This is a genomic window from Rhodobacteraceae bacterium S2214, from assembly GCA_025141675.1.
GTDB lineage: Bacteria > Pseudomonadota > Alphaproteobacteria > Rhodobacterales > Rhodobacteraceae > Yoonia.
In genome coordinates this window covers 3,520,952-3,539,522 of record CP081161.1, presented here as the reverse complement: position 1 = coordinate 3,539,522, position 18,571 = coordinate 3,520,952, and the positions used below count along the sequence as shown (strand labels likewise).

Here is an 18,571-nt window from a genome sequence, read left to right as displayed (position 1 = left end):
AAAGGTCAACCCTATGACACAACGTCTACACCTCGTCTTCGGCGGAGAGCTGATCGATCCAACTAAAAGCGCATTTGCCGATGTGAACAATATCGATATCGTAGGTATTTTCCCAGACTATGCGACGGCTTACGACGCGTGGAAAGCAGCTGCGCACCGCACCGTTGATAACGCGCATACCCGCTATTTCATCGCACATTTGCACCGCCTGCGTGACGAAGAAACAGCAGCATCGTCGACCGAAGAACTCGGTTAATTGGACCACCCGAATGCCTGATAAGTCACTTTCACTTGCGGCGTATTTCTCACGCCGCGGCGGTGAAAGGACAGAGCAGGACATCCATAAACTGCCGCAACGCCCCCAAGGCAGTGTCATTTGGGTGCGCGTGAACGGCGATTTGCCGATGGATGCTCTTCGGGATCTGGAAACACGTTTGCAGGCCGATGGCGATCCCATTTTTCTGGTCATCACGACTGCCGATGGGACGGACCGTACTTTTATGACGCCGTTGGGGCGCGCACCGATACGCGCATTTCTTGACCATTGGAAACCGGACCTGACGCTTTGGCTTGGTCCGGAACTGGATGCGACGACGTTGTATGAACTGGCGCAGGCCAAAACGCCTTGCGTGCTTGTTGGTGCCGAGCAGGCAACCGCACGGCCCACGACCAAGACCTGGGTGCCAGGGCTGACACGCGGTATGTTGCGCCAGTTTGCCAAGATTATGACAGTCGCGGATGACGTCGCACCCGCACTTGTACGGGCTGGCGTTGACGCGAACCGCATTGAAACGCTTGGTCCGCTCGAAAGCGCGCCTGCCGCCTTGCCGCACTTCGAAGACGAACGTCAGGATATCGCCAAATCGCTTGGCGCCCGTTCGATTTGGTTCGCGGCGGATGCCGATATTTCCGAGGTTTCACAAATCGCGCAGGCCCATCATCAGGCAAGCCGTCGTGCGCATCGTCTTTTCTTGATCATATCTTTACGCGATCCATCATGCGGCGTGGATGCGGCGGAAACGCTGCGCGGGGCCGGGTTTTCCGTGTGCCTTCGTTCCGCTGATGAAGAGGTTGACGAAGCAACACAGGTCTATGTTGCTGATACAGAGGGTGAGCTGGGTTTATGGTACCGCGTGGCACCAATCACGTACCTTGGCGGGACTTTGACGGGCACGACTTGCCGTGAACCGTTTGAAGCCGCGACTTTGGGGTCCGCAGTATTGCATGGGCCGTTCGTGCAGCCGTATGAGGCGCAGATATCCAGACTTGCCGCCGCTGACGCCTGTGTTACTGTGAATTCTTTCGCCGATCTCGGAAAAACCGTCGAGACGCTTTTGTCACCCGACAAAGCCGCTCGGATCGTTCATGCCGCATGGGATGTCACATCACGCGGGGCTGACGTGACAAATCGGTTGGCCGAAACGTTGTTGGAACAACTTGACGGGGTGGGTGCGTAATATGAAAGCCCCGCTTTTTTGGTACACATCGGCGCAATCGCCTGCATGGCAGGCACGCATTCTGTCGCCCTTGGGTGCACTTTATGGCGCGGCCACCGCGCGACGTGTTGCGCAGTCCGGCATGAAAGCCGCTGTTCCGGTCATCTGCGTCGGTAATATTAACGCGGGCGGAACTGGAAAAACGCCGACAACAATGGCGCTGACGGAACGGCTTATTGCAAGGGGTCATCAGCCGCATATCGTATCGCGCGGGTATGGCGGCAGCCTGAATGGTCCGACGCGTGTTGATCCGATGGCGCATTCCGCGGGAGAGGTCGGTGACGAACCCCTGTTACTAGCAGCTTTCGCGCCGACTTGGGTCGCCAAGGATCGTGCCGCAGGTGTGACGGCGGCGCAAGACGGTGGTGCTGACGTCATTATTCTGGATGATGGTTTCCAAAATCCAAGCGTTGAAAAAGACGTGTCCATTGTCGTGGTCGACGCTAAGCGGGGTTTTGGGAACGGTAAAGTTATCCCTGCCGGTCCTTTGCGTGAACCTGTTGCTGCTGGTCTACAGCGGGCTGACATCGTTCTGTCAATTGGTTCGAAGGACGATCAAAATAGGTTTAGTGATCAATGGCCTAACTTGTCTGGACATGTTCAAGGCCATCTTGAACCATTGCCGACCGGTATGCCGTGGCAAGGGTTGCCGGTACTTGCATTTGCTGGGATCGGTCATCCTGAAAAGTTCTTTCAGACCTTGCGCGACTTGGGTGTTGTCCTAATCCACGGTGAAGCTTTGTCGGATCATCAACCGCTAACCGCCGCGTTGATGACAAGGCTGGAAACGGAAGCGCGGTTGAAGAACGCGCAGATGGTGACGACTGAAAAAGATGCGGTGCGCTTGCCCGACGCGTTCAGGGCAAAAGTGCTGACAGTTCCGGTTCGGCTACAAATCAGCGACTGGGGGCCACTTGATGCAGCCCTCAGTCAGATTGGTCTTTAAGGGTTAACCCAGCTTTTCGTCCAAGATCGTCTTGAAGTTCTCGTACGTCATGTTGCCATGGCTTTCGCCGTTGATCAGGAAGCTAGGTGTAGAGTTGATGCCGTCACGTTCGGCGTTCGCTTGGTACCAACCCACCAATGCTTGCGCTTGGTCCGCATCGGACATGCACGCATCAAGCGTTTCATCGTTCAGACCAGCTGTTTTTGCCAATTTGCGCAGTTCTTCAATCACAATTGCCGGATCACCGCTTGCGGTCCATTCGCGCTGCTTTTCGTAGACAAGGTTGGACACCGCGAAGAAACGGTCTTCACCAGCGCAGCGTGCAATCATGGATGCCCACAGGCCGAAACGGTCAAAATACACTTCGCGGTAAATGAATTTCACCTTACCGGTGTCGATGTAGTCTGCCTTCAGCTGCGGGTACACGTTGGCATGGAAAGACGCACAATGTGGGCAAGTGAAGGACGCGTATTCGATCATTTCGATCGGTGCGTTTTCATCACCGAGCACCATATCAGGGATCTCGATCGTTGTTTCTTGCGCCTGTACAAACGTGCCAAAGCCACCCGAAAGGGCAACGGCGGCACCGCCTGTCTTCAAAAGGTCTCTGCGTTTCATGTCGTTATCCTTTGGTAGATTTATTGTGTTTTGACAGGATGTTAGCCCCAAGTGCGGCAAGCGCATCGCGTAGCGCGGGGCTTGTCACGTCGTTTGATATCTGGCTTGCCGCCTCGCGGTATACGGGAGCTGGCTCAGGTCGTTTTTCTTCCACGCGGTCAAAGGCGACCTGCCCTTGCTTAAAGCCAACAGGGGCCGTTTGCGTGATCCGAACGCGGGCAATTGCGCGGTAGCCGTAGCAGGCATTTACCTTGTCGCGAATCTGATCTTTCTGCATTTCCAGCATCGGGGCTTGCGCGCCTGTCGTCAAAACAGACAATGTCGCGCCCATGCCACCCTTGCCGTAGCTGACCTTGACGGGGGTCGCGATCTTGGCTGTGCCTTCGCCAACAATCTCGGACCAATGGGTCAGCAGTCGGGTCACCGCAAAACCACGGGCTTCGCTGGCTTTGCGAATCCGGTTCTGCATCAATCCAGATGCCCGAGAAAACCCGTAGGTTGACCCCTTATGGCGTGGTTGTTTCATCATTCCGTTCTAATGTAAGCAATGCGGCAGGCCAAGCCAGCCCCTGAGCTAAAGGAGCAATAAACATTGCGTGATCTAAGCGACGAATTGCTGATGTGGTATGATGGCCACGCGCGGGCCATGCCATGGCGCGTACCACCAGATCAAAGCAAAGCGGGACAGCGCCCTGATCCCTATTTTATCTGGATGTCAGAGGTGATGCTGCAGCAGACGACTGTTGCGGCAGTTAAGGAATATTTCCGCAAATTTACCGGTCTGTGGCCCACCGTGATAGATTTAGCCGCAGCCGAAGACGCAGAGGTGATGGCCGCATGGGCAGGGCTTGGGTATTATGCACGGGCGCGCAATTTGTTGAAATGTGCGCGCGTGATCGTGGCAGAACATGATGGGGTATTCCCAAGCGATTACGATGACTTACTAAAGCTACCGGGCATCGGTCCTTATACTGCGGCTGCAGTGTCCGCGATTGCGTTTAACCAGCACGCAACCGTGCTTGACGGTAACGTCGAACGCGTGATGGCGCGCATGTACGACATTCACGATCCCTTACCAGGCGTCAAACCAGTCTTGATGAAACACGCAGAAGCGTTAACGCCTCAGGGGCGACCGGGCGACTATGCGCAGGCCGTGATGGATCTGGGCGCGACTATCTGCACGCCCAAGAATCCCGCCTGCGGAATTTGCCCATGGCGTGACCCTTGTGCGGCGCGGCAGGTTGGCACAGCGGCTCAGCTGCCAAAGAAAACCCCAAAAAAGAAAACGCCTGTGCGTTTGGGCTATGTTTATGTCGCACGCCGCGATGATGGTGCTTGGCTGCTGGAAACGCGCCCCAGTCAGGGGTTACTCGGTGGGATGCTTGCTTTCCCAAGCTCTGATTGGTCGGACGACCCTACGCCTGCACCGCCTTTAGAGGCGGATTGGAAAGACAGCGGGCAAGAGGCGCGGCATACCTTCACGCATTTTCATTTGCGGCTGAAGGTCATGGTTGCAAATGTCCCCGACAACCTTGACCCCGCCCGCGGCCATTTTGTCCTGCACAATGCATTTGTGCCATCTGCGCTGCCGACTGCGATGCGCAAGGTTTTTGATCTTGTTCCGCGACGTGACGCCACAATTGAGCCAGAGTCCCGTTAAATGTAGTGTAACAGTCAAACGATAGTGAGAATGGCGATGACCACTGCACCTTCCATACCGGCGATGGCCCGGCTTTCGGCCGCGTTGCCGTTCTGGCTGTCATTGATTCTGATCCCGCTTGCGATGATCGCAGCACTCTACGGCGGTTGGGCGCTTTTGCTACTGCCGCTTGCAACGTGGTATTTGTTTACGGTCTTGGATTATTTCACGGGCTTGAACGAAGAAAACGAAGACCCGCAGACACCTGAGGCACAGCTGTACTGGTACAAACTGATCACGTTGATCTGGACCCCCATTCAATTGATCACGATCTTTGGGGCCATGATCTATGTGGTGAACACGGACCACCTGAATTGGCTGGAAGAATGGGCGTTGTTCGCAGGGTTCGGGATCATCTCGGGCACCGTCGGGATTAACTATTCGCACGAATTGATGCATCAGAAGTCAAAACTGGAACGCTGGCTGGCAGACATTTTGCTGGCATCGGTTTTATATTCGCATTTTCGTTCAGAACACCTGCTTGTGCATCACCGTTACGTCGCGACGCCGAAAGATCCGGTAACGGCGCGTTACAATGAACACTTCTGGCGGTTCTTCCCGCGTGTGCTGGTCGAATGCTATACATCTGCTTTCAATGCAGAAAAAGCGATGCTGGCGCGCAAGAAAAAACCATGGACCGACCTGTCCAATCCGTTCTTCCGGTATTGGGTTTTGCAGGCTGGCTTCATCGTTCTGGCCGCCGTTATTGGCGGTTGGTGGGGCGTCTTCTTGTTTTTGGCCCAAGCCTTCTGGGCTGTTTTTCAGCTCGAGCTGGTGAACTATGTCGAACATTACGGGTTAACACGTAAACATTTGGGCGACGGTAAATATGAACACGTCTTGCCGCGTCATTCTTGGAATGCGGCGCATAAAGCGTCGAACTGGTTGCTTATCAATTTGCAACGCCATTCTGATCATCACTACAAACCGGACCGCAGATTCCCATTGCTGCAAACCTATGATGACGACGATGCGCCACAGCTGCCTTATGGGTATCCGCTTATGACAATGGCGGCACTTTCGCCGCGTCTTTGGCGGAAAATCATGAACCCCCGTGTTCTGGCTTGGCGCGAGAAATACTACCCAGAAATCGAAGATTGGCTGCCGTATAAGCAAGGGACAAATCCGTTACCGCGGTAAGCAAAATCCATCGTCGTGGCAGGCCTTGATCAGGGGCAGCCAAAAACCAAGCGCTTGATCAAATTGAGGATTTTCTAACCGCCAATCAGGGCCTATCTGTTCCGCTTTAGCAGTGATTGAAGTCGCATATTCTGCCGTCGCATGCGCAAGGTAGATGTTTTCGGCGACAAGGACGGCTTGGGATTTTGCAATGGGTGCCGCAGTTGGCGCAATGATGATCGCCCCTTCTTTGGCTTGGCGAAGTATCCGATTTTGCATGGCAGCCAACATCTGCGGATCAGAGATCGGCCGATAAAAATAGATCACGTCATAGTCGCCGTATCCGTCAAATTCCAAAGCATCACCATCAACAACGCGACATCCTTCGGTCTGCGATGAACGTAAGGCTTGCCGTGCATTTGCCGCGAAAGCGCTATTATATTCCAACCCGTCAACCTGTTCGAAAAAGTGGGCTGCGATCATAAGCTTTGTACCGCCGCCGCACCCGATATCCAAAAACCTAAGGGGTCGTTTTCCGCCCTGTGCAAGGCTTACGCGATAGGCCGCTTGCATCAGGTTTACAAAATAATCACCCGACAGCGGGATGTCCGGAAACTGTGTTTCATGAGAAAACTGACGATCTTCGGCAATCGGGTTGGCCAGATAATGCAGCGAATTGGTAAGGTAGGATATCAAATCACTACTGCGATCAACGGCTTGTAGCTTTGGTTGTGTGACAAGTGGCTGCGTCGTGTGTGCGGCTATCCGATCAAGGAGCACCCTTGTTTTGGGCCACAGCGACGCGCGATACGCCCCATGTTTAAGATATGTTTGGCGGTCTGCATCGAATGTTACGGGCGCATTTTGCAAGGCGGAAAGGCTGGATTGGTAAGGCCCAAACTGTCGGGCAATTCCCTGCCATTGCCTATCAACGGTTGTATTGCGGACGTCCGATGCTGGTTGCGCCAATTGACTGGCGATACCGCTGGCCCGTGTCATCAGATCAGCCTCAAGATGGCGCAGTTCCGTCAATGGATCAGTCATCTTAGCCCCCGCATATTATAGCGTAGTCAGACGATTGACCAAAAAAAACCCCGCCACAAGGGCGGGGTGAAGTTCGTGCAAGCGGTCCTTCCCCTTGCAGGGAAGGCGGGCCACTTGCACCGGCGGTATTCGTAAAATCAGTTGTGTTTGGCCATTTCGGAACGGATCTGCTGGCGCAGCAAGTCGATAGGGACCTTTTGTCCGTCGCGTTTAAATTGCCAGTAGGTCCAGCCATTACAGCTTGGCGCGCCTTCGCAGGCTGCCCCCACTTGGTGGATAGACCCTTTGATATCTGCCCCGATCACGGTGCCATCTGCACGGACCTTGGCCTTGTGGCGCCCATTCATGGACCACAGTTCCTCACCTGGACGCAGCATGCCGCGTTCAACCAGAACGCCAAAGGCAACACGCGGTTCTGCACGTTTCGACGTGGACACTTCCAGCGCCTCTTTGTCGAACTTGCGTGTGTTCTTGATGCGCTTTTCAGCGACCTTGCGGTATGCTTCTTCGCGTTCGATACCGATGAAATCACGGCCCAGCATTTTCGCGACGGCACCCGTTGTGCCTGTCCCGAAGAACGGGTCAAGAACCACGTCACCTGGGTTGGTCGTCGCAACCAAAACGCGGTGCAGCAGCGATTGCGGCTTCTGCGTTGGATGCGCTTTATCGCCTTCTTCGTTCTTCAGGCGTTCGTGGCCGGTACAGATCGGAAGCACCCAGTCGGATCGCATCTGAACACCTTCGTTCAGCGCTTTCAGCGCCTCGTAGTTAAAGGTGTATTTGCTCGCTTCTTCTTTAGACGCCCAGATCAGTGTCTCGTGAGCGTTCGTCAGGCGTTTGCCGCGGAAGTTTGGCATTGGGTTCGACTTGCGCCAAACCACATCGTTCAAAATCCAGAAGCCTTGGTTCTGTAGTTCAGCGCCCATCCGGAACACGTTGTGGTAAGACCCAATGACCCAGATCGCGCCATTCGGTTTCAGCAGGCGACGGGCGGCTTTCAGCCAAGCCTTTGTAAAACGGTCATAAACCTTAAAGCTATCAAACTGGTCCCATGCATCATCCACGGCATCAACCTTGGAATTGTCGGGACGGTGAAGATCGCCCTTCAACTGAAGGTTATAGGGCGGATCCGCAAAAATCAGGTCAACAGAACCCGCAGGAAGCGCATTCATCCGCTCAATGCAGTCGCCATCAAGGATCGTGTTTAGGGGAAGCGTAGCCGCCTCCGACACCCCTTTTGGGGCTTTCGTTTTGGTTTTCATCGTCTGCCTCTGCCTCGGCGAATTTGTTCCGCTCGTTGGTTGAGTTCACAATGATTCACAGACGATTCTGTGTAAATATCTTTAAAAATTCGTGTTTTTATTTTTTTTCTTGCCACAAGATATTGTGTACAGGGGCGAATGTACGGCGATGATGTAGAGTGACACCGTGGCTTTTTAGCCGCGCTTTGTGTTGAGGTGTGGGGTAGCCTGCATTTGTCTCCCAGCCGTAGCCGGGGTGCTGTTGCGCTAGCGACAACATCAGGCGGTCGCGCCACACTTTGGCCACAATTGAGGCGGCGGCGATGGACAATGACCGCGTATCCCCTTTGATTAAAGTGCCTGCGGCAACATTCAGGCCGCGAGGAACCGCGTTTCCGTCGATCAGAACAAAATCAACAGGTTGCTTCAAACCTGAAACCGCACGGACCATTGCCAAATGCGATGCCTGCAAAATGTTGATTTCCTCGATCTCGCGCACGCTGGCCTCCGCGATCGATACGTCGGCGACATCGTACAGGATGTCGTAAAGCGCCTCGCGCTTCTTGGCGGACATCTGTTTGCTGTCATTTAACCCGTCAGGAATATTGTCAGGGTCCAGCACAACCGCGGCTGCAACGACGGGTCCCGCCAATGGGCCGCGCCCGACTTCGTCTACGCCCGCAACGCGGCTAAAGCCGCTGTTGATTGCGTCTTCTTCATATTCAAAGGTGGGAATCGTCTTGGCCATAAGGTTTCAGACCAGAGCCAGCCAACCCCTTCAACCCAAAAGTGGGGCGAGAGGTCGTCCAAACCCTCGCCCCACAAGACACACCCGCCGACATGACCTTCGGGCGGGTGCATCTATCTCTATTGCTTACCAGCGTTGATTTGACCGAAATCCACGGTCGCGTAGACAACTGGCTTCGTAGCCGCGTCGGCTGCCATCACGGCCACCAAGGCGCGTCAGACATTGACGCGGCAGGCTGGCGTTATCGGCATAGCGGCGGTCAAGGCAGCGTTCGGTGAATACAGACTGAACACGTCCGTTACCGAGTTCGATCTGGCGGAAGCACCGGCTTGGCAGCGGATCAACACGACGCTGCGACTGGGCGCGACGATTGTCGCGGTGTTGGTGTTGGTCGCGTTCGGTCCGTCTGTTGTCATCATGTGTCCAACGACGGTTGTCTTGCTGAACTGGAATGCTGCGCGTTTCGCTTTGGCTCTTGTTGATGGCCAAGCCGATTGCGCCTGCCGCCAACAAGCCAAGTATGGCGCGGTTCAACGCGTCGTTGGTTTCTGCGTGAACGGGCGCTGCGGGGACAAGTACAAGGGAAAGGGCTGTCAGGCCGGCTGTCAGTGTCTTACGCATATCGTTTGCTCCTTTGGCTGCGATGCGGGGATGCACCGAACGTGGGCTGTGTCAGGACTGACCATCAATAACGGGGGATGGTTATGCGATACCAAGCGGGCTATCGTCGGGCGATATTGAATAACACGCAGGGCAGGGGCATAGATCAGGGCATGAAAACCTTACTTTATTCCATCACGGCATTGGTCATGCTGACGGGGGCTGCACAGGCGGCCTGCTACGCTGACTACAAGGCTAAACAGGACAACCCGTTGCGTCTGCACTATGGTGTGGCGACTGTGCAGGGTGATTGTTCTGTCAGTAATGCGGCGTCACAACTGTCAGGGCGACTTTCGTCTGGCGGTTGGGAACTGCTGAACGTACTGAGCGTGTTTGACGATACGCAACTGGATGACAAGAAGGATAGCGCCGGTGACTACTTCCTCCGCTTCTGAGACCCGCGAAATCAGCAGCCGTCTTGTGGTGGCTGGAATTATTGGGATTGTCGTGATCCTCGCGGTCGCGGCTATTCTACTGTTCATCAACCTGCCTGACGCGAACGCGTTTAACGCGCAGGTCGAACGCATTTTCGTCGAAAACGATACGCTGACTGGCAATGCCGAGATCAAGCTGCTTGAAATTCTGGCCCAAACCGGAACGAACTTTGCAGATACGCTCGCGTCGTACCGCTTTGTTATTTTCGTCTTGCTAATGTTCTCGACTGCATTGTTGGTGGCTGCGGTCGCTTTCCTTGTGCTGCTGATCGCATTGAACCGCCGGATGGGGCGGATCGAAAGGGCAGGGATCGAAGTGAATTCGCTCCAGATCAACCGTGGTGAAAAAGCGGTCTATCTGAACGACTTTGCGTTTAAGCTCACGGATGCGGCGATCGAAACGTTGTCTGTATTGGCAGAGGCGCGGATGGATGACGAGGTCTTGTCCGGCGCTGAAATCGAAGGTGTGATCTCTGGTCGTGATGCGTCTGAATGTGATGAAGCAGCAGGGGCGACGCGGATCAAGCGTCTGCGCGATACGCTCGGCAACCAAATGATGAGCGAACTTTTGGTCAAGAACATCGCCCGCAAAGGCTATGTGCTTGCGATTGATAAAGCCGTCATTCGGATGACCTAAGTGGTTCGAGCGCGCCTTATCGCAGGCGGGCTCGATCTTGTTTTATACTTCAAGCGGTGTGTCGCTGCGTGTCCATTTCAATGGGTGGAACACCTCATCAACAGGTGTCTGTGCGACGTGGTTGATGTAGTTGGACATCGTCTTTTGCGCCAAGCCAAGGATCACATCCAAAACCGCGCGGTGGCCGTAACCTGCGTCAAAGAATGTCTGCATCTGTTCGTCGGACACATTGCCGCGTTCGCGGACCATCTGGATTGTGAAAGTACGCAGCGCTTCCAGCTTAGCTGATGCAAGTGGTGTTTCGTTGCGCAGGGCTTCGGTGATCTCGTCGGAGACTTTCATCATCTTCGCGATGCCCGTGTGGGCAGGAACGCAGTAATGGCAAGCGTGTTCAACGTTGATTGATTGCCAAACGACCGTCAGTTCGTCTGCGTCAAATTCGGTTTCAGTGAACAGCTTGTGAAGCACTTGATAGCCTTCATATGCCTGCGGGCTTTCCGCCAGAACCTTGTGCAAGCCTGGCAAACGACCGAAAGCTTTTTGAGAATTTTCCAACAGCGGCTTTGAGCCTTCAGGTGCGGAATCGAGGTCGTGGGATGGGAAAGCCATGATTTAGGTCCTTTTCATTACGTATGTTTGCTGATTAGGCTTTCTTGAGTGATCACTCAAGTATATAATTGAGCAATTATTCAACTATTGGTGAACACATGCCGCGCAAGCCAAATTATGACCGTGATGATCTGATCAAGCGTGCCCGCGACCTGTTCTGGCGACGAGGCTGGGCAGGCACGTCGTTGAAAGATCTTGAGGCTGAATTGCAGATGAAACCCGGTAGCTTTTATGCGGCGTTCGGTTCAAAGGACGCGCTCTTTGCGCTTGCCATGGAAAAATATGCGTCCGACGGGCAGGCGCGGCTTGCGGCACTAGCGCAGGAATATGGCCCTGTCGTTGCATTGCAAAGGTTTCCGGCGATGGTCGTTGAAACCGAAGATGCGCCCGCGAAGGCCTGTATGTTATCCAAAACGTTTCTGGAATTGCATGCGCATGACCACCCCTTGGCCGAAACAGCTGACGCTCATTTGAAAGCCATGGAAACGCAATTCGCTGCCCTTTTCGCGCAGGCGCAAACCGACGGTCACATTTCGTCAGATCGCACCCCAAAGGATTTGGCGCGGCGCTATCAATCTGACCTGCTTGGCCTGCGCATATCGGCGGATCGCGGCGGTGTGGATGCAAAAGCGATCGCTGCGGAAATTGCGCAGAACGTGGCGCAGACCTAAGTTCCAAACACAAAAAAGCCCACCAAAATTGGTGGGCTTTTCCGTATCTGTGGTGCGGCAGCTAAATTAGCGGCGCAGGCCAAGACGTTTGATCAGGTCCTGGTAACGGGCCTCATCTTTACCACGTGTGTAGTCCAGCAGCTTCCGGCGCAGAGCAACCATTTTCAGCAGACCACGGCGACCGTGGTTGTCTTTTTTGTGGGTCTTGAAGTGTTCTGTCAAAGTCGCGATGCGCGATGAAAGAATCGCGATCTGAACTTCTGGGGAACCTGTATCGCCTTCTTTGGTGGCGAATTCTTTCATGATCCGTGCTTTATCTTCAGCAGTAATCGACATCGGGGTCTCCTTATCTAAAGGGTTGATGGCGCGATCCGGGATGTCGTCCAGAAAGGCCCGTGGAGCATCCGGTAGGGGATTCCCTGATCGGATGGCTGCGTTTAGGCAAGAACAGGCAAAAAGAAAAGGGTTTTTTAGGCGGCGACCAAAGCAATCCGGTCAAGATCAAGCGTTTCGACGTTTGCAAACCCCGCGACAAAGTCGCCATCTGCGAAAAGGGCCAGCCCGTCGTCAGTACGACTTGTGGTTAATTCGGGTGCCGGTCCGTTCTGATCATAAACAACTTCTATGACGTCCACATCAGGATCGTAATCGTCGATGTAGGTCGTTCCTTCCTGATCAGCGTCTACCGCGAACGTATCCGCACCTTCACCACCGGACAGAGTATCCCCAACGCCACCGCGCAGAATATCGTCGCCGCGGCCGCCATTCAGAAAATCGCTATCGGTATCGTCGTTCCCAATCAAGATATCATCGCCAGCGCCGCCGTTCAGCACATCTTGACCTGCGCCACCTGCCAAAGTGTCGTTACCAAACGATCCCAGCAGTTCATCGTCACCGTCGCCGCCATATAACGTGTCATCACCGCTGCCACCGATAAGGTCATCGTCGTGGTCACCACCGTCCAAGACGTCGTCGCCAATGTCGCCAAACAGGCTGTCCATCGCTTTCCCGCCAAACAAGGTGTCGTTTCCATCGTCACCATGCAGCGTGTCTTCACCTTCACCGCCTGTGATTTCATCGTCACCTGTCCCACCAAACAACAGATCGGCGCGCACAGTCCCCGCGATTGTTTGTCCGGTCCCCGCACTATTAAGCGTCTCGCTAGGCATCAACGCCTCTTGCAGCGGCGTCGTAGCACCAATGCGGTCGTCTTCTGGGGCAGGTTCCACGGTTGTTTCTGGATCGGTTTCATGGTCCGCGTCAGTGATGACAATCGACGCAACCGCGACCCCGAATAAAGCAATGATAGCAAGCATGTTCGTCTTTCTGAAAAGCGGTACCGCCCCCGGCCCAACGTGATCCCGTTTCAATAGCAAATGCCTAAATCGGAGTCTGGTACGAACAAGCCTGTTGGTTAATGCAGGATTATGCCGGCCAAGGCGAAGGCATCGCGCTGTAGGGCATATAAAGCGGGTGGCGAGGGTGCCCTGCTTTGGTGACGCCGAGAGCATGAAGGGCGCAATTATTGTTTTGAAATAAGGTGATAACCTCTGCGTCGCGCCCAAGATGAACGCCATGAACACCCCATGCAGCGATCGTGGTGTCAGCCCAACCTGCACCTTCGATCAAGGTCTGATCATTATCAGGACCATTTGGTTCAATATGTCGCCGCATCTGCATCGGGTCTGTTTCACGCAACGCAAACAGGTTGGTGACACGAAATGCACCATATCCCAAAGCCCGCGCACGGTTCTCGCATCGCCCCACGGTCGGGTCATTATGCGCCTCGGTCGCCTTTGACGGATTGAGCATCACAAACATCAGCCGCTTTCCCGTGTCATCCCAAGTACGGGTCAGGGCGTAGCGATAGGTTTCGCAATCTGAATAGGTCGCAGAGGACAGTGTCGCCCCATCGGAATGGTGTCGCGTGATCATGGGGCTGATATCGGTGCTGCCCCCGCAAATAGCAACAGACCGCCTTTGATGAACAAAGACGGCCTGCAACTGGGAGGAGGGTAGGAAGGGAGCGAGAAGAGATTAGGCAGTTATGGCAGACGCTTTGGCGTAAGACACGGACAGACCGCGTGCTTCGATCACCCATGCTGCGACGACCGCAAACAAGATGTGACCCCAGAGCGCGACCCACGTGATGCCGCTAAAGCCAAGGAATGCGGGATTTCCTGCAACAAGGTGGGCCATGACGTACAGGGCGAACACCCACAATACGACGCCATAAGCGACGGCGGTCAGACCCCAGTGCAAGTTCGGGACGATCATCTTTTGAACGGGGCGCGCGATCAGCAGGTAACCGAGCGTGTAAAACAGAACGCCAGTGATCGTGTGCAACATGTGCGCTGTCCCTTTTGGCACACTGTCGAAAACAGTGTTGAGCGTTTGTTGGGCCAGACCAACTGGTGCCAGCTTGGCAAACCCAAACATCGGCGACAGGCCTTGGCCGAAGGCGTCAAAGGCGATGGTGGCAAAAGCGCCAGCGGCGAGAACGGTGAAGGCGGAGTGTTTGATGTCGGTCATGGGGCAAGTCTTTCGGTCATGTGTTCTGTGTATCGTTGAACACAACTTGCCGAATGTGGCGGGCTCTGTGCAGCCCCATCACGCAGGGATGACCGACCCGCCCAAAACTGTAACATTTCGTGAAACAAACATCGGGCATCGTATAACGGCCGCGTGAGGCGCGTGACATCTTGTAACATTTCGCGCCGTGAAGCGCGAAAATCACATCGAATCAGCGACGAAAACCCGTGACGGCTGCAATGTGCCGCCCAGATATTTGCCCACGGCAATCGGGGTGCCATCGTGCGACGCCCAAACTTCTTCGCCATATTCCAAACCCGATCCGATCACAGGGGCCGGATTGCCGTTACGCAGTTTCACAACACTTTCGGCGGGGCAGGTCACCTCTGGCAAATCGGCAAGGCCAACTTCTAAGGGCTGCAAATGTGCGTCCAGGTCCGGCGTTTTCGCGAGCGCGTCGATTTGGTCCAGCGAAATACCGTCTTCCACATCAAACGGACCAGACCAAATGCGACGCAGTTGTAGAACATGTCCATAACAACCAAGTGCGGCACCCAGATCGCGGGCGATAGAACGGACATAGCCGCCTTTCCCGCAGGTCATTTCAAGAACTACGTGGTCTGCGTCGGGACGATCAATCAGCAACAATTCTTCGACCCAAAGCGGACGCGCGGCCAGCTCCATCTCTTCGCCGTCGCGGGCTTTTTTGTAGGCGCGTTGGCCATCGACCTTAACGGCAGAGAACTGCGGCGGCACCTGCATGATGTCGCCAATGAATGGGGCTAGCGCATCTTTGATCTGGTCATCTGTCGGGCGCAGGTCGGATGTTTTTATGACTTCGCCTTCGGCATCATCAGTGTTTGTGGCTTGGCCAAGACGCACCGTGAACGTGTATGCTTTTAAGGCGTCAGTAATATAGGGCACGGTCTTGGTCGCCTCGCCCAGTGCTACAGCCAGAACGCCAGTGGCTTCGGGATCAAGGGTACCCGCATGTCCCGCTTTTTTCGCGTTTAACGCCCAGCGCACTTTGCCGACAACAGTTGTGGACGTAATGCCCGCAGGTTTGTCCACAACAAGCCAACCTGAGATATCGCGTCCCTTGCGTTTGCGTGCCATGTGATGAACCCTTTGGTGATTGAACGCGCCTGCTAGCTTGTGTCGGGGCGGCGGTCAATATGGGGGCCAGCCCCCAAACCCCCGAGATATTTAAGACCAAAAGAAAAGGGCCTATTCGAGCACGCCGATCATTGGGCCAAGCTGAAAGCCGAAATCCGATCGTCCCAATTCGGGCGCGTAAAGACGCGAGACCTTGCCGTCGAAGTAAAGCGCGTTCGGGATTTTCAGGTAATCGCGGAAAAAGGCGCCAAAGCTGTGAAAATTCACCGCATTGTTCGAGATCGCAAAGATCGCGGTTTTGCCGTCCGCCGATGTTCCGACGCCATTGCGCACATATTTGGACGAACCGTCTTCCAAGAACCGCGGGTGTAGCGCCCCGTCGATGACCAGCATCGGGCCGGATTGGTTCGCATCGCGGCAATCGGGGGCTGTCGCGACGAAATCGAAGCTTTCATAAACTTGCGCATCACTATCCGTCAGGCACAGAACACCGTTCGGCAGCAGCCCAAAATTACCCGGCCCGTCGGATGTGACGATTCCGGATTTCTGGGTGCCTGCTTCAAGGTAAAGGCCAACAGGCGCGCGGTCAGCATGATACATGCCCGCGTTCATGGCGAAGGCGAGCGTTTTGTCAGGGTGTTCATCGGCCAAATCGCCAAAGCTGCCAATGACCTGATCCGCAGCATTGCTATGGAAAAGACGCAAATCTTCCGCTGACGCATCAACGGTGCAAGCGGTGAAACTGTTGCCGTCATAATCGATGTCTTCGCAGGTCACTGCGCTGGCTGGTAGCGCCAAAACAATGAACAGACCTGCAAGGACGCGGATCATTCGTCCAGATCTTGCCGCACGTGTTCATCGGCAAGCAATGCACGTGTGGCGTCCATCTGGTCGAACGTCCCGTCAATTTCGAACCGCAGTTCCGGTGCGAATTTCTGCGATCCGCCTTTGACCACAAGATGGCGGATTTCATGGCGGTTACGCCGCACCGCATCCAGCGTTTCCTGCTTATTCTTTCCACCCAGTGGCAGAATATAGGCGGTCGCAACACGCAGGTCAGGCGACATGCGCACCTCGCCCACGGTGATCATCATCCGGTTCAGGTCCGGATCATGCACTTCGCCACGTTGCAGCACAGACGACAATGTCCGTCTGATCTGTTCGCCCACCTTCAACATGCGTTGGGTTGGGGCCTTACCGTCTCTGTTACTTTGCTTTGCCATAAGCCCCATGTAGTGATTGCCCGCCGTTTTGCCAAGCGAGGCTTTGCGTCAGCCGTGCGAAACGCTAAGAGAGGGCAACAGACAGAAGGACAGCGTATGACACAGGGACCAGGAATCGTCGTGACCGGGGCATCGGGCCGTATGGGCCAGATGTTGATCGAGACCATCATGGCATCTGATGCATGTCACCTCGTTGGAGCGCTGGAACGGGATGGTCACGATTGGGTCGGTCAGGACGTCGGCACGGCCATGGGTGGGCAACCCGTTGGTGTGGTTGTTACGTCCGACGCCTTGGAGGCGTTTGTGAAAGCCCAAGCGGTCATTGATTTCACAGCACCTGCTGCGACCGTTGCGTTTTCCGAACTGGCCGCACAGGCCAAAGCGGTGCATGTCATCGGCACGACGGGTATGACGGACGACGACATTGCGGCAGTCAATGCGGCGTCTCACCATACGGTCGTGGTGCGAGCGGGGAACATGTCATTGGGTGTGAACCTGCTCGTACAACTGACCAAGAAAGTTGCGGCTGCGTTAGACGAAGACTTCGACATCGAAGTGATCGAAGCGCACCATCATCACAAAGTCGACGCGCCATCAGGGACGGCTTTGATGCTGGGTGAGGCTGCAGCCGAAGGGCGCGGCGTGGCATTGAATGACGTCAAAGACAGCGGTCGTGACGGGATCACGGGCGCGCGCAAACGCGGCGATATCGGTTTTAGCGCTATTCGTGGTGGGGATATTGTGGGCGAACACGATGTGCTGTTTGCAGCCCCTGGCGAACGGATTGTGCTGCGTCATATGGCAACTGATCGTAAGGTATTTGCCCGCGGGGCGCTCAAAGCGGCACTTTGGGGGCAAACCCAAAAGCCTGGCGCATACGACATGCTTGATGTTTTGGGGCTGTAGTCGGCCATATTAGGCAAAATGAAACCAAAGGCACGTGTTGCGCGTATATCGTACATAACGCACGACAAAGGAGCTTTTGATGACGACCTTTTTCAAGACAGCGGCAATCGCTTTCGTTTTGTCCGCGACAGCTGCGACTGCGCAGGGCTATCAAGCAATCTCTGACAAGGCGACATTTCTTGCGACGCTTGGCGGCAAAAACCTGTCAAACCGCCTGTACGGCGTGAATTTGGCTGTTTCGCCTGCGGGCCAGATCGCGGGCACCGGCGCGGGCTGGGAAATCACCGGCACGTGGTCTTGGCAAAACGGGTATTTTTGCCGCGAAATGAATTGGGGTGGGGATGTCATTCCGTACAATTGCCAGCTTGTTGAATTTAACGGTCAAGAAATGCGGTTCACAACGGATCAAGGTGCCGGTGATTCTGCATCATTCAAGCTACGCTAACCAACCCAATTACGGCCAGACTGGACCCAATACGCGGTCATGGACAACAGGATGCGCGGTCTGCGCAAGCGTTTCGGACGTGACAAATGTTGCAAGACTTAAACCGGCTGCAACAACAAGAAACAGGTAAGGTAGGCTGCGCATCGTAGGCTCCTTTTCAATAAAGTTGCCCGTAATACGTCACCGCAATGTTATTCCGTCGCTGCAGACATCAAAAATCGACGGCGATGCCTTTTTTCTCCCAATCGCCATAGCGAACAGGTTCCGGGCCCTTGCGCCCACCCAGTTCTGGCGGCAATTCGGATTTATCTGCCTCTTTGCGCCGTTCTTCGGCTTCGGCCAAGGCGCGCTGGGCTGCAGGTGGCAGGTCTTTGTGATCAGGCTCGGTCATCGGGCATCCTTGTCGTCGTGTCCTTTCTGATATACG

25 protein-coding genes are annotated in these 18,571 nt (G+C 54.9%); 10 read left to right on the top strand and 15 right to left on the bottom strand.

The window, feature by feature from the left end:
* The first annotated feature begins 13 nt into the window (after positions 1-13).
* From K3729_17505 to lpxK, 3 genes are read left to right on the top strand one after another with little or no spacing between them, the layout of a single operon-like run.
* Positions 14-256 (top strand): DUF4170 domain-containing protein, encoded by a 243-nt coding sequence (locus tag K3729_17505; GenBank protein ID UWQ99168.1) that lies wholly within the window; start codon positions 14-16, stop codon positions 254-256.
* A 13-nt stretch (positions 257-269) separates the two neighbouring features.
* Complete coding sequence (locus tag K3729_17500) at positions 270-1,457, top strand: 3-deoxy-D-manno-octulosonic acid transferase (GenBank protein ID UWQ99167.1); 1,188 nt, start codon at positions 270-272, stop codon at positions 1,455-1,457.
* Position 1,458: 1 nt separating this feature from the next.
* Entirely contained in the window at positions 1,459-2,442 is a 984-nt protein-coding gene (lpxK, locus tag K3729_17495; GenBank protein UWQ99166.1) for a tetraacyldisaccharide 4'-kinase, read from the top strand.
* Between the two features lie 3 nt (positions 2,443-2,445).
* On the opposite strand, the gene K3729_17490 is transcribed toward lpxK, so the two are convergent.
* Together K3729_17490 and K3729_17485 are read right to left on the bottom strand one after the other, a co-directional pair.
* Positions 2,446-3,060: a DsbA family protein gene (locus K3729_17490; GenBank protein UWQ99165.1), complete on the bottom strand. Its 615-nt coding sequence runs from the start codon at positions 3,058-3,060 to the stop codon at positions 2,446-2,448.
* A 4-nt stretch (positions 3,061-3,064) separates the two neighbouring features.
* The gene (locus K3729_17485) at positions 3,065-3,586 is read right to left on the bottom strand and encodes a DUF721 domain-containing protein (protein UWR01118.1); all 522 of its coding nucleotides are present in this window, start codon (positions 3,584-3,586) and stop codon (positions 3,065-3,067) included.
* A 66-nt stretch (positions 3,587-3,652) separates the two neighbouring features.
* Between K3729_17485 and mutY the strand changes: the two genes are divergently transcribed.
* Together mutY and K3729_17475 are read left to right on the top strand one after the other, a co-directional pair.
* Positions 3,653-4,720 carry an A/G-specific adenine glycosylase gene (gene mutY / locus K3729_17480; protein ID UWQ99164.1) on the top strand — a complete coding sequence of 356 codons (1,068 nt, stop codon included), beginning with the start codon at positions 3,653-3,655 and terminating at the stop codon, positions 4,718-4,720.
* 30 nt (positions 4,721-4,750) lie between these two features.
* Positions 4,751-5,899 (top strand): alkane 1-monooxygenase, encoded by a 1,149-nt coding sequence (locus K3729_17475; protein UWQ99163.1) that lies wholly within the window; start codon positions 4,751-4,753, stop codon positions 5,897-5,899.
* Here K3729_17475 and K3729_17470 read toward each other — a convergent pair.
* The 4 genes from K3729_17470 to K3729_17455 all read right to left on the bottom strand — a co-directional run bounded on the left by K3729_17470 (position 5,888) and on the right by K3729_17455 (position 9,532).
* The gene (locus tag K3729_17470) at positions 5,888-6,922 is read right to left on the bottom strand and encodes a class I SAM-dependent methyltransferase (GenBank protein UWQ99162.1); all 1,035 of its coding nucleotides are present in this window, start codon (positions 6,920-6,922) and stop codon (positions 5,888-5,890) included. The two genes, K3729_17475 and K3729_17470, sit on opposite strands and share 12 nt — an antisense overlap.
* Before the next feature lie 137 nt (positions 6,923-7,059).
* Positions 7,060-8,184, bottom strand: a complete 1,125-nt coding sequence (locus K3729_17465) for a site-specific DNA-methyltransferase (GenBank protein ID UWQ99161.1) — start codon at positions 8,182-8,184, stop codon at positions 7,060-7,062.
* 97 nt (positions 8,185-8,281) lie between these two features.
* Positions 8,282-8,911: a ribonuclease HII gene (locus K3729_17460; GenBank protein ID UWQ99160.1), complete on the bottom strand. Its 630-nt coding sequence runs from the start codon at positions 8,909-8,911 to the stop codon at positions 8,282-8,284.
* A gap of 126 nt (positions 8,912-9,037) precedes the next feature.
* Positions 9,038-9,532, bottom strand: a complete 495-nt coding sequence (locus tag K3729_17455) for a hypothetical protein (protein ID UWQ99159.1) — start codon at positions 9,530-9,532, stop codon at positions 9,038-9,040.
* A gap of 152 nt (positions 9,533-9,684) precedes the next feature.
* Here K3729_17455 and K3729_17450 point away from each other — a divergent pair, with 152 nt between their 5' ends.
* Both K3729_17450 and K3729_17445 read left to right on the top strand, forming a co-directional pair.
* A complete protein-coding gene (locus K3729_17450; protein UWQ99158.1) occupies positions 9,685-9,966 on the top strand; it encodes a hypothetical protein in 282 nt (93 codons plus the stop codon).
* A 25-nt stretch (positions 9,967-9,991) separates the two neighbouring features.
* Positions 9,992-10,642, top strand: a complete 651-nt coding sequence (locus K3729_17445) for a hypothetical protein (GenBank protein UWR01117.1) — start codon at positions 9,992-9,994, stop codon at positions 10,640-10,642.
* Positions 10,643-10,684: 42 nt separating this feature from the next.
* Here the strand turns inward: K3729_17445 and K3729_17440 are convergent, their stop codons facing one another.
* Positions 10,685-11,251 (bottom strand): carboxymuconolactone decarboxylase family protein, encoded by a 567-nt coding sequence (locus tag K3729_17440; GenBank protein ID UWQ99157.1) that lies wholly within the window; start codon positions 11,249-11,251, stop codon positions 10,685-10,687.
* 98 nt (positions 11,252-11,349) lie between these two features.
* Between K3729_17440 and K3729_17435 the strand changes: the two genes are divergently transcribed.
* Complete coding sequence (locus K3729_17435) at positions 11,350-11,922, top strand: TetR/AcrR family transcriptional regulator (protein UWQ99156.1); 573 nt, start codon at positions 11,350-11,352, stop codon at positions 11,920-11,922.
* A gap of 66 nt (positions 11,923-11,988) precedes the next feature.
* On the opposite strand, the gene rpsO is transcribed toward K3729_17435, so the two are convergent.
* The 7 genes from rpsO to rbfA form a co-directional block, all read right to left on the bottom strand.
* A complete protein-coding gene (gene rpsO, locus K3729_17430) occupies positions 11,989-12,258 on the bottom strand; it encodes a 30S ribosomal protein S15 (GenBank protein ID UWQ99155.1) in 270 nt (89 codons plus the stop codon).
* Positions 12,259-12,392: 134 nt separating this feature from the next.
* Positions 12,393-13,238: a calcium-binding protein gene (locus K3729_17425; protein UWQ99154.1), complete on the bottom strand. Its 846-nt coding sequence runs from the start codon at positions 13,236-13,238 to the stop codon at positions 12,393-12,395.
* Between the two features lie 109 nt (positions 13,239-13,347).
* A complete protein-coding gene (locus tag K3729_17420) occupies positions 13,348-13,857 on the bottom strand; it encodes a DUF1643 domain-containing protein (GenBank protein ID UWQ99153.1) in 510 nt (169 codons plus the stop codon).
* Positions 13,858-13,959: 102 nt separating this feature from the next.
* Positions 13,960-14,445, bottom strand: a complete 486-nt coding sequence (locus tag K3729_17415) for a hypothetical protein (GenBank protein ID UWR01116.1) — start codon at positions 14,443-14,445, stop codon at positions 13,960-13,962.
* 210 nt (positions 14,446-14,655) lie between these two features.
* Positions 14,656-15,570 carry a tRNA pseudouridine(55) synthase TruB gene (gene truB / locus K3729_17410; GenBank protein UWQ99152.1) on the bottom strand — a complete coding sequence of 305 codons (915 nt, stop codon included), beginning with the start codon at positions 15,568-15,570 and terminating at the stop codon, positions 14,656-14,658.
* A gap of 111 nt (positions 15,571-15,681) precedes the next feature.
* Positions 15,682-16,401 (bottom strand): phosphodiester glycosidase family protein, encoded by a 720-nt coding sequence (locus tag K3729_17405; protein UWQ99151.1) that lies wholly within the window; start codon positions 16,399-16,401, stop codon positions 15,682-15,684.
* A complete protein-coding gene (rbfA, locus tag K3729_17400; protein UWQ99150.1) occupies positions 16,398-16,793 on the bottom strand; it encodes a 30S ribosome-binding factor RbfA in 396 nt (131 codons plus the stop codon). The genes K3729_17405 and rbfA overlap by 4 nt, the downstream gene beginning before the upstream one ends.
* Before the next feature lie 96 nt (positions 16,794-16,889).
* Here rbfA and dapB point away from each other — a divergent pair, with 96 nt between their 5' ends.
* Positions 16,890-17,699, top strand: a complete 810-nt coding sequence (gene dapB / locus K3729_17395) for a 4-hydroxy-tetrahydrodipicolinate reductase (GenBank protein ID UWQ99149.1) — start codon at positions 16,890-16,892, stop codon at positions 17,697-17,699.
* Positions 17,700-17,778: 79 nt separating this feature from the next.
* The gene (locus K3729_17390) at positions 17,779-18,144 is read left to right on the top strand and encodes a dihydrodipicolinate reductase (protein ID UWQ99148.1); all 366 of its coding nucleotides are present in this window, start codon (positions 17,779-17,781) and stop codon (positions 18,142-18,144) included.
* Positions 18,145-18,355: 211 nt separating this feature from the next.
* Here K3729_17390 and K3729_17385 read toward each other — a convergent pair whose 3' ends face one another.
* Complete coding sequence (locus K3729_17385; protein UWQ99147.1) at positions 18,356-18,535, bottom strand: DUF1674 domain-containing protein; 180 nt, start codon at positions 18,533-18,535, stop codon at positions 18,356-18,358.
* Positions 18,536-18,571: the final 36 nt, after the last annotated feature.

What these genes read in the sequence shown, in the direction of transcription:
- K3729_17505 (UWQ99168.1), top strand. Translation starts at nt 14, where the DNA reads ATGACACAACGTCTACACCTCGTCTTCGGCGGAGAGCTGATCGATCCA.
- K3729_17500 (UWQ99167.1), top strand. Translation starts at nt 270, where the DNA reads ATGCCTGATAAGTCACTTTCACTTGCGGCGTATTTCTCACGCCGCGGC.
- lpxK (UWQ99166.1), top strand. Translation starts at nt 1,459, where the DNA reads ATGAAAGCCCCGCTTTTTTGGTACACATCGGCGCAATCGCCTGCATGG.
- K3729_17490 (UWQ99165.1), bottom strand. Translation starts at nt 3,060, where the DNA reads ATGAAACGCAGAGACCTTTTGAAGACAGGCGGTGCCGCCGTTGCCCTT.
- K3729_17485 (UWR01118.1), bottom strand. Translation starts at nt 3,586, where the DNA reads ATGAAACAACCACGCCATAAGGGGTCAACCTACGGGTTTTCTCGGGCA.
- K3729_17475 (UWQ99163.1), top strand. Translation starts at nt 4,751, where the DNA reads ATGGCGATGACCACTGCACCTTCCATACCGGCGATGGCCCGGCTTTCG.
- K3729_17470 (UWQ99162.1), bottom strand. Translation starts at nt 6,922, where the DNA reads ATGACTGATCCATTGACGGAACTGCGCCATCTTGAGGCTGATCTGATG.
- K3729_17465 (UWQ99161.1), bottom strand. Translation starts at nt 8,184, where the DNA reads ATGAAAACCAAAACGAAAGCCCCAAAAGGGGTGTCGGAGGCGGCTACG.
- K3729_17460 (UWQ99160.1), bottom strand. Translation starts at nt 8,911, where the DNA reads ATGGCCAAGACGATTCCCACCTTTGAATATGAAGAAGACGCAATCAAC.
- K3729_17455 (UWQ99159.1), bottom strand. Translation starts at nt 9,532, where the DNA reads ATGCGTAAGACACTGACAGCCGGCCTGACAGCCCTTTCCCTTGTACTT.
- K3729_17450 (UWQ99158.1), top strand. Translation starts at nt 9,685, where the DNA reads ATGAAAACCTTACTTTATTCCATCACGGCATTGGTCATGCTGACGGGG.
- K3729_17440 (UWQ99157.1), bottom strand. Translation starts at nt 11,251, where the DNA reads ATGGCTTTCCCATCCCACGACCTCGATTCCGCACCTGAAGGCTCAAAG.
- K3729_17435 (UWQ99156.1), top strand. Translation starts at nt 11,350, where the DNA reads ATGCCGCGCAAGCCAAATTATGACCGTGATGATCTGATCAAGCGTGCC.
- rpsO (UWQ99155.1), bottom strand. Translation starts at nt 12,258, where the DNA reads ATGTCGATTACTGCTGAAGATAAAGCACGGATCATGAAAGAATTCGCC.
- K3729_17425 (UWQ99154.1), bottom strand. Translation starts at nt 13,238, where the DNA reads ATGCTTGCTATCATTGCTTTATTCGGGGTCGCGGTTGCGTCGATTGTC.
- K3729_17420 (UWQ99153.1), bottom strand. Translation starts at nt 13,857, where the DNA reads ATGATCACGCGACACCATTCCGATGGGGCGACACTGTCCTCTGCGACC.
- truB (UWQ99152.1), bottom strand. Translation starts at nt 15,570, where the DNA reads ATGGCACGCAAACGCAAGGGACGCGATATCTCAGGTTGGCTTGTTGTG.
- K3729_17405 (UWQ99151.1), bottom strand. Translation starts at nt 16,401, where the DNA reads ATGATCCGCGTCCTTGCAGGTCTGTTCATTGTTTTGGCGCTACCAGCC.
- rbfA (UWQ99150.1), bottom strand. Translation starts at nt 16,793, where the DNA reads ATGGCAAAGCAAAGTAACAGAGACGGTAAGGCCCCAACCCAACGCATG.
- dapB (UWQ99149.1), top strand. Translation starts at nt 16,890, where the DNA reads ATGACACAGGGACCAGGAATCGTCGTGACCGGGGCATCGGGCCGTATG.
- K3729_17390 (UWQ99148.1), top strand. Translation starts at nt 17,779, where the DNA reads ATGACGACCTTTTTCAAGACAGCGGCAATCGCTTTCGTTTTGTCCGCG.
- K3729_17385 (UWQ99147.1), bottom strand. Translation starts at nt 18,535, where the DNA reads ATGACCGAGCCTGATCACAAAGACCTGCCACCTGCAGCCCAGCGCGCC.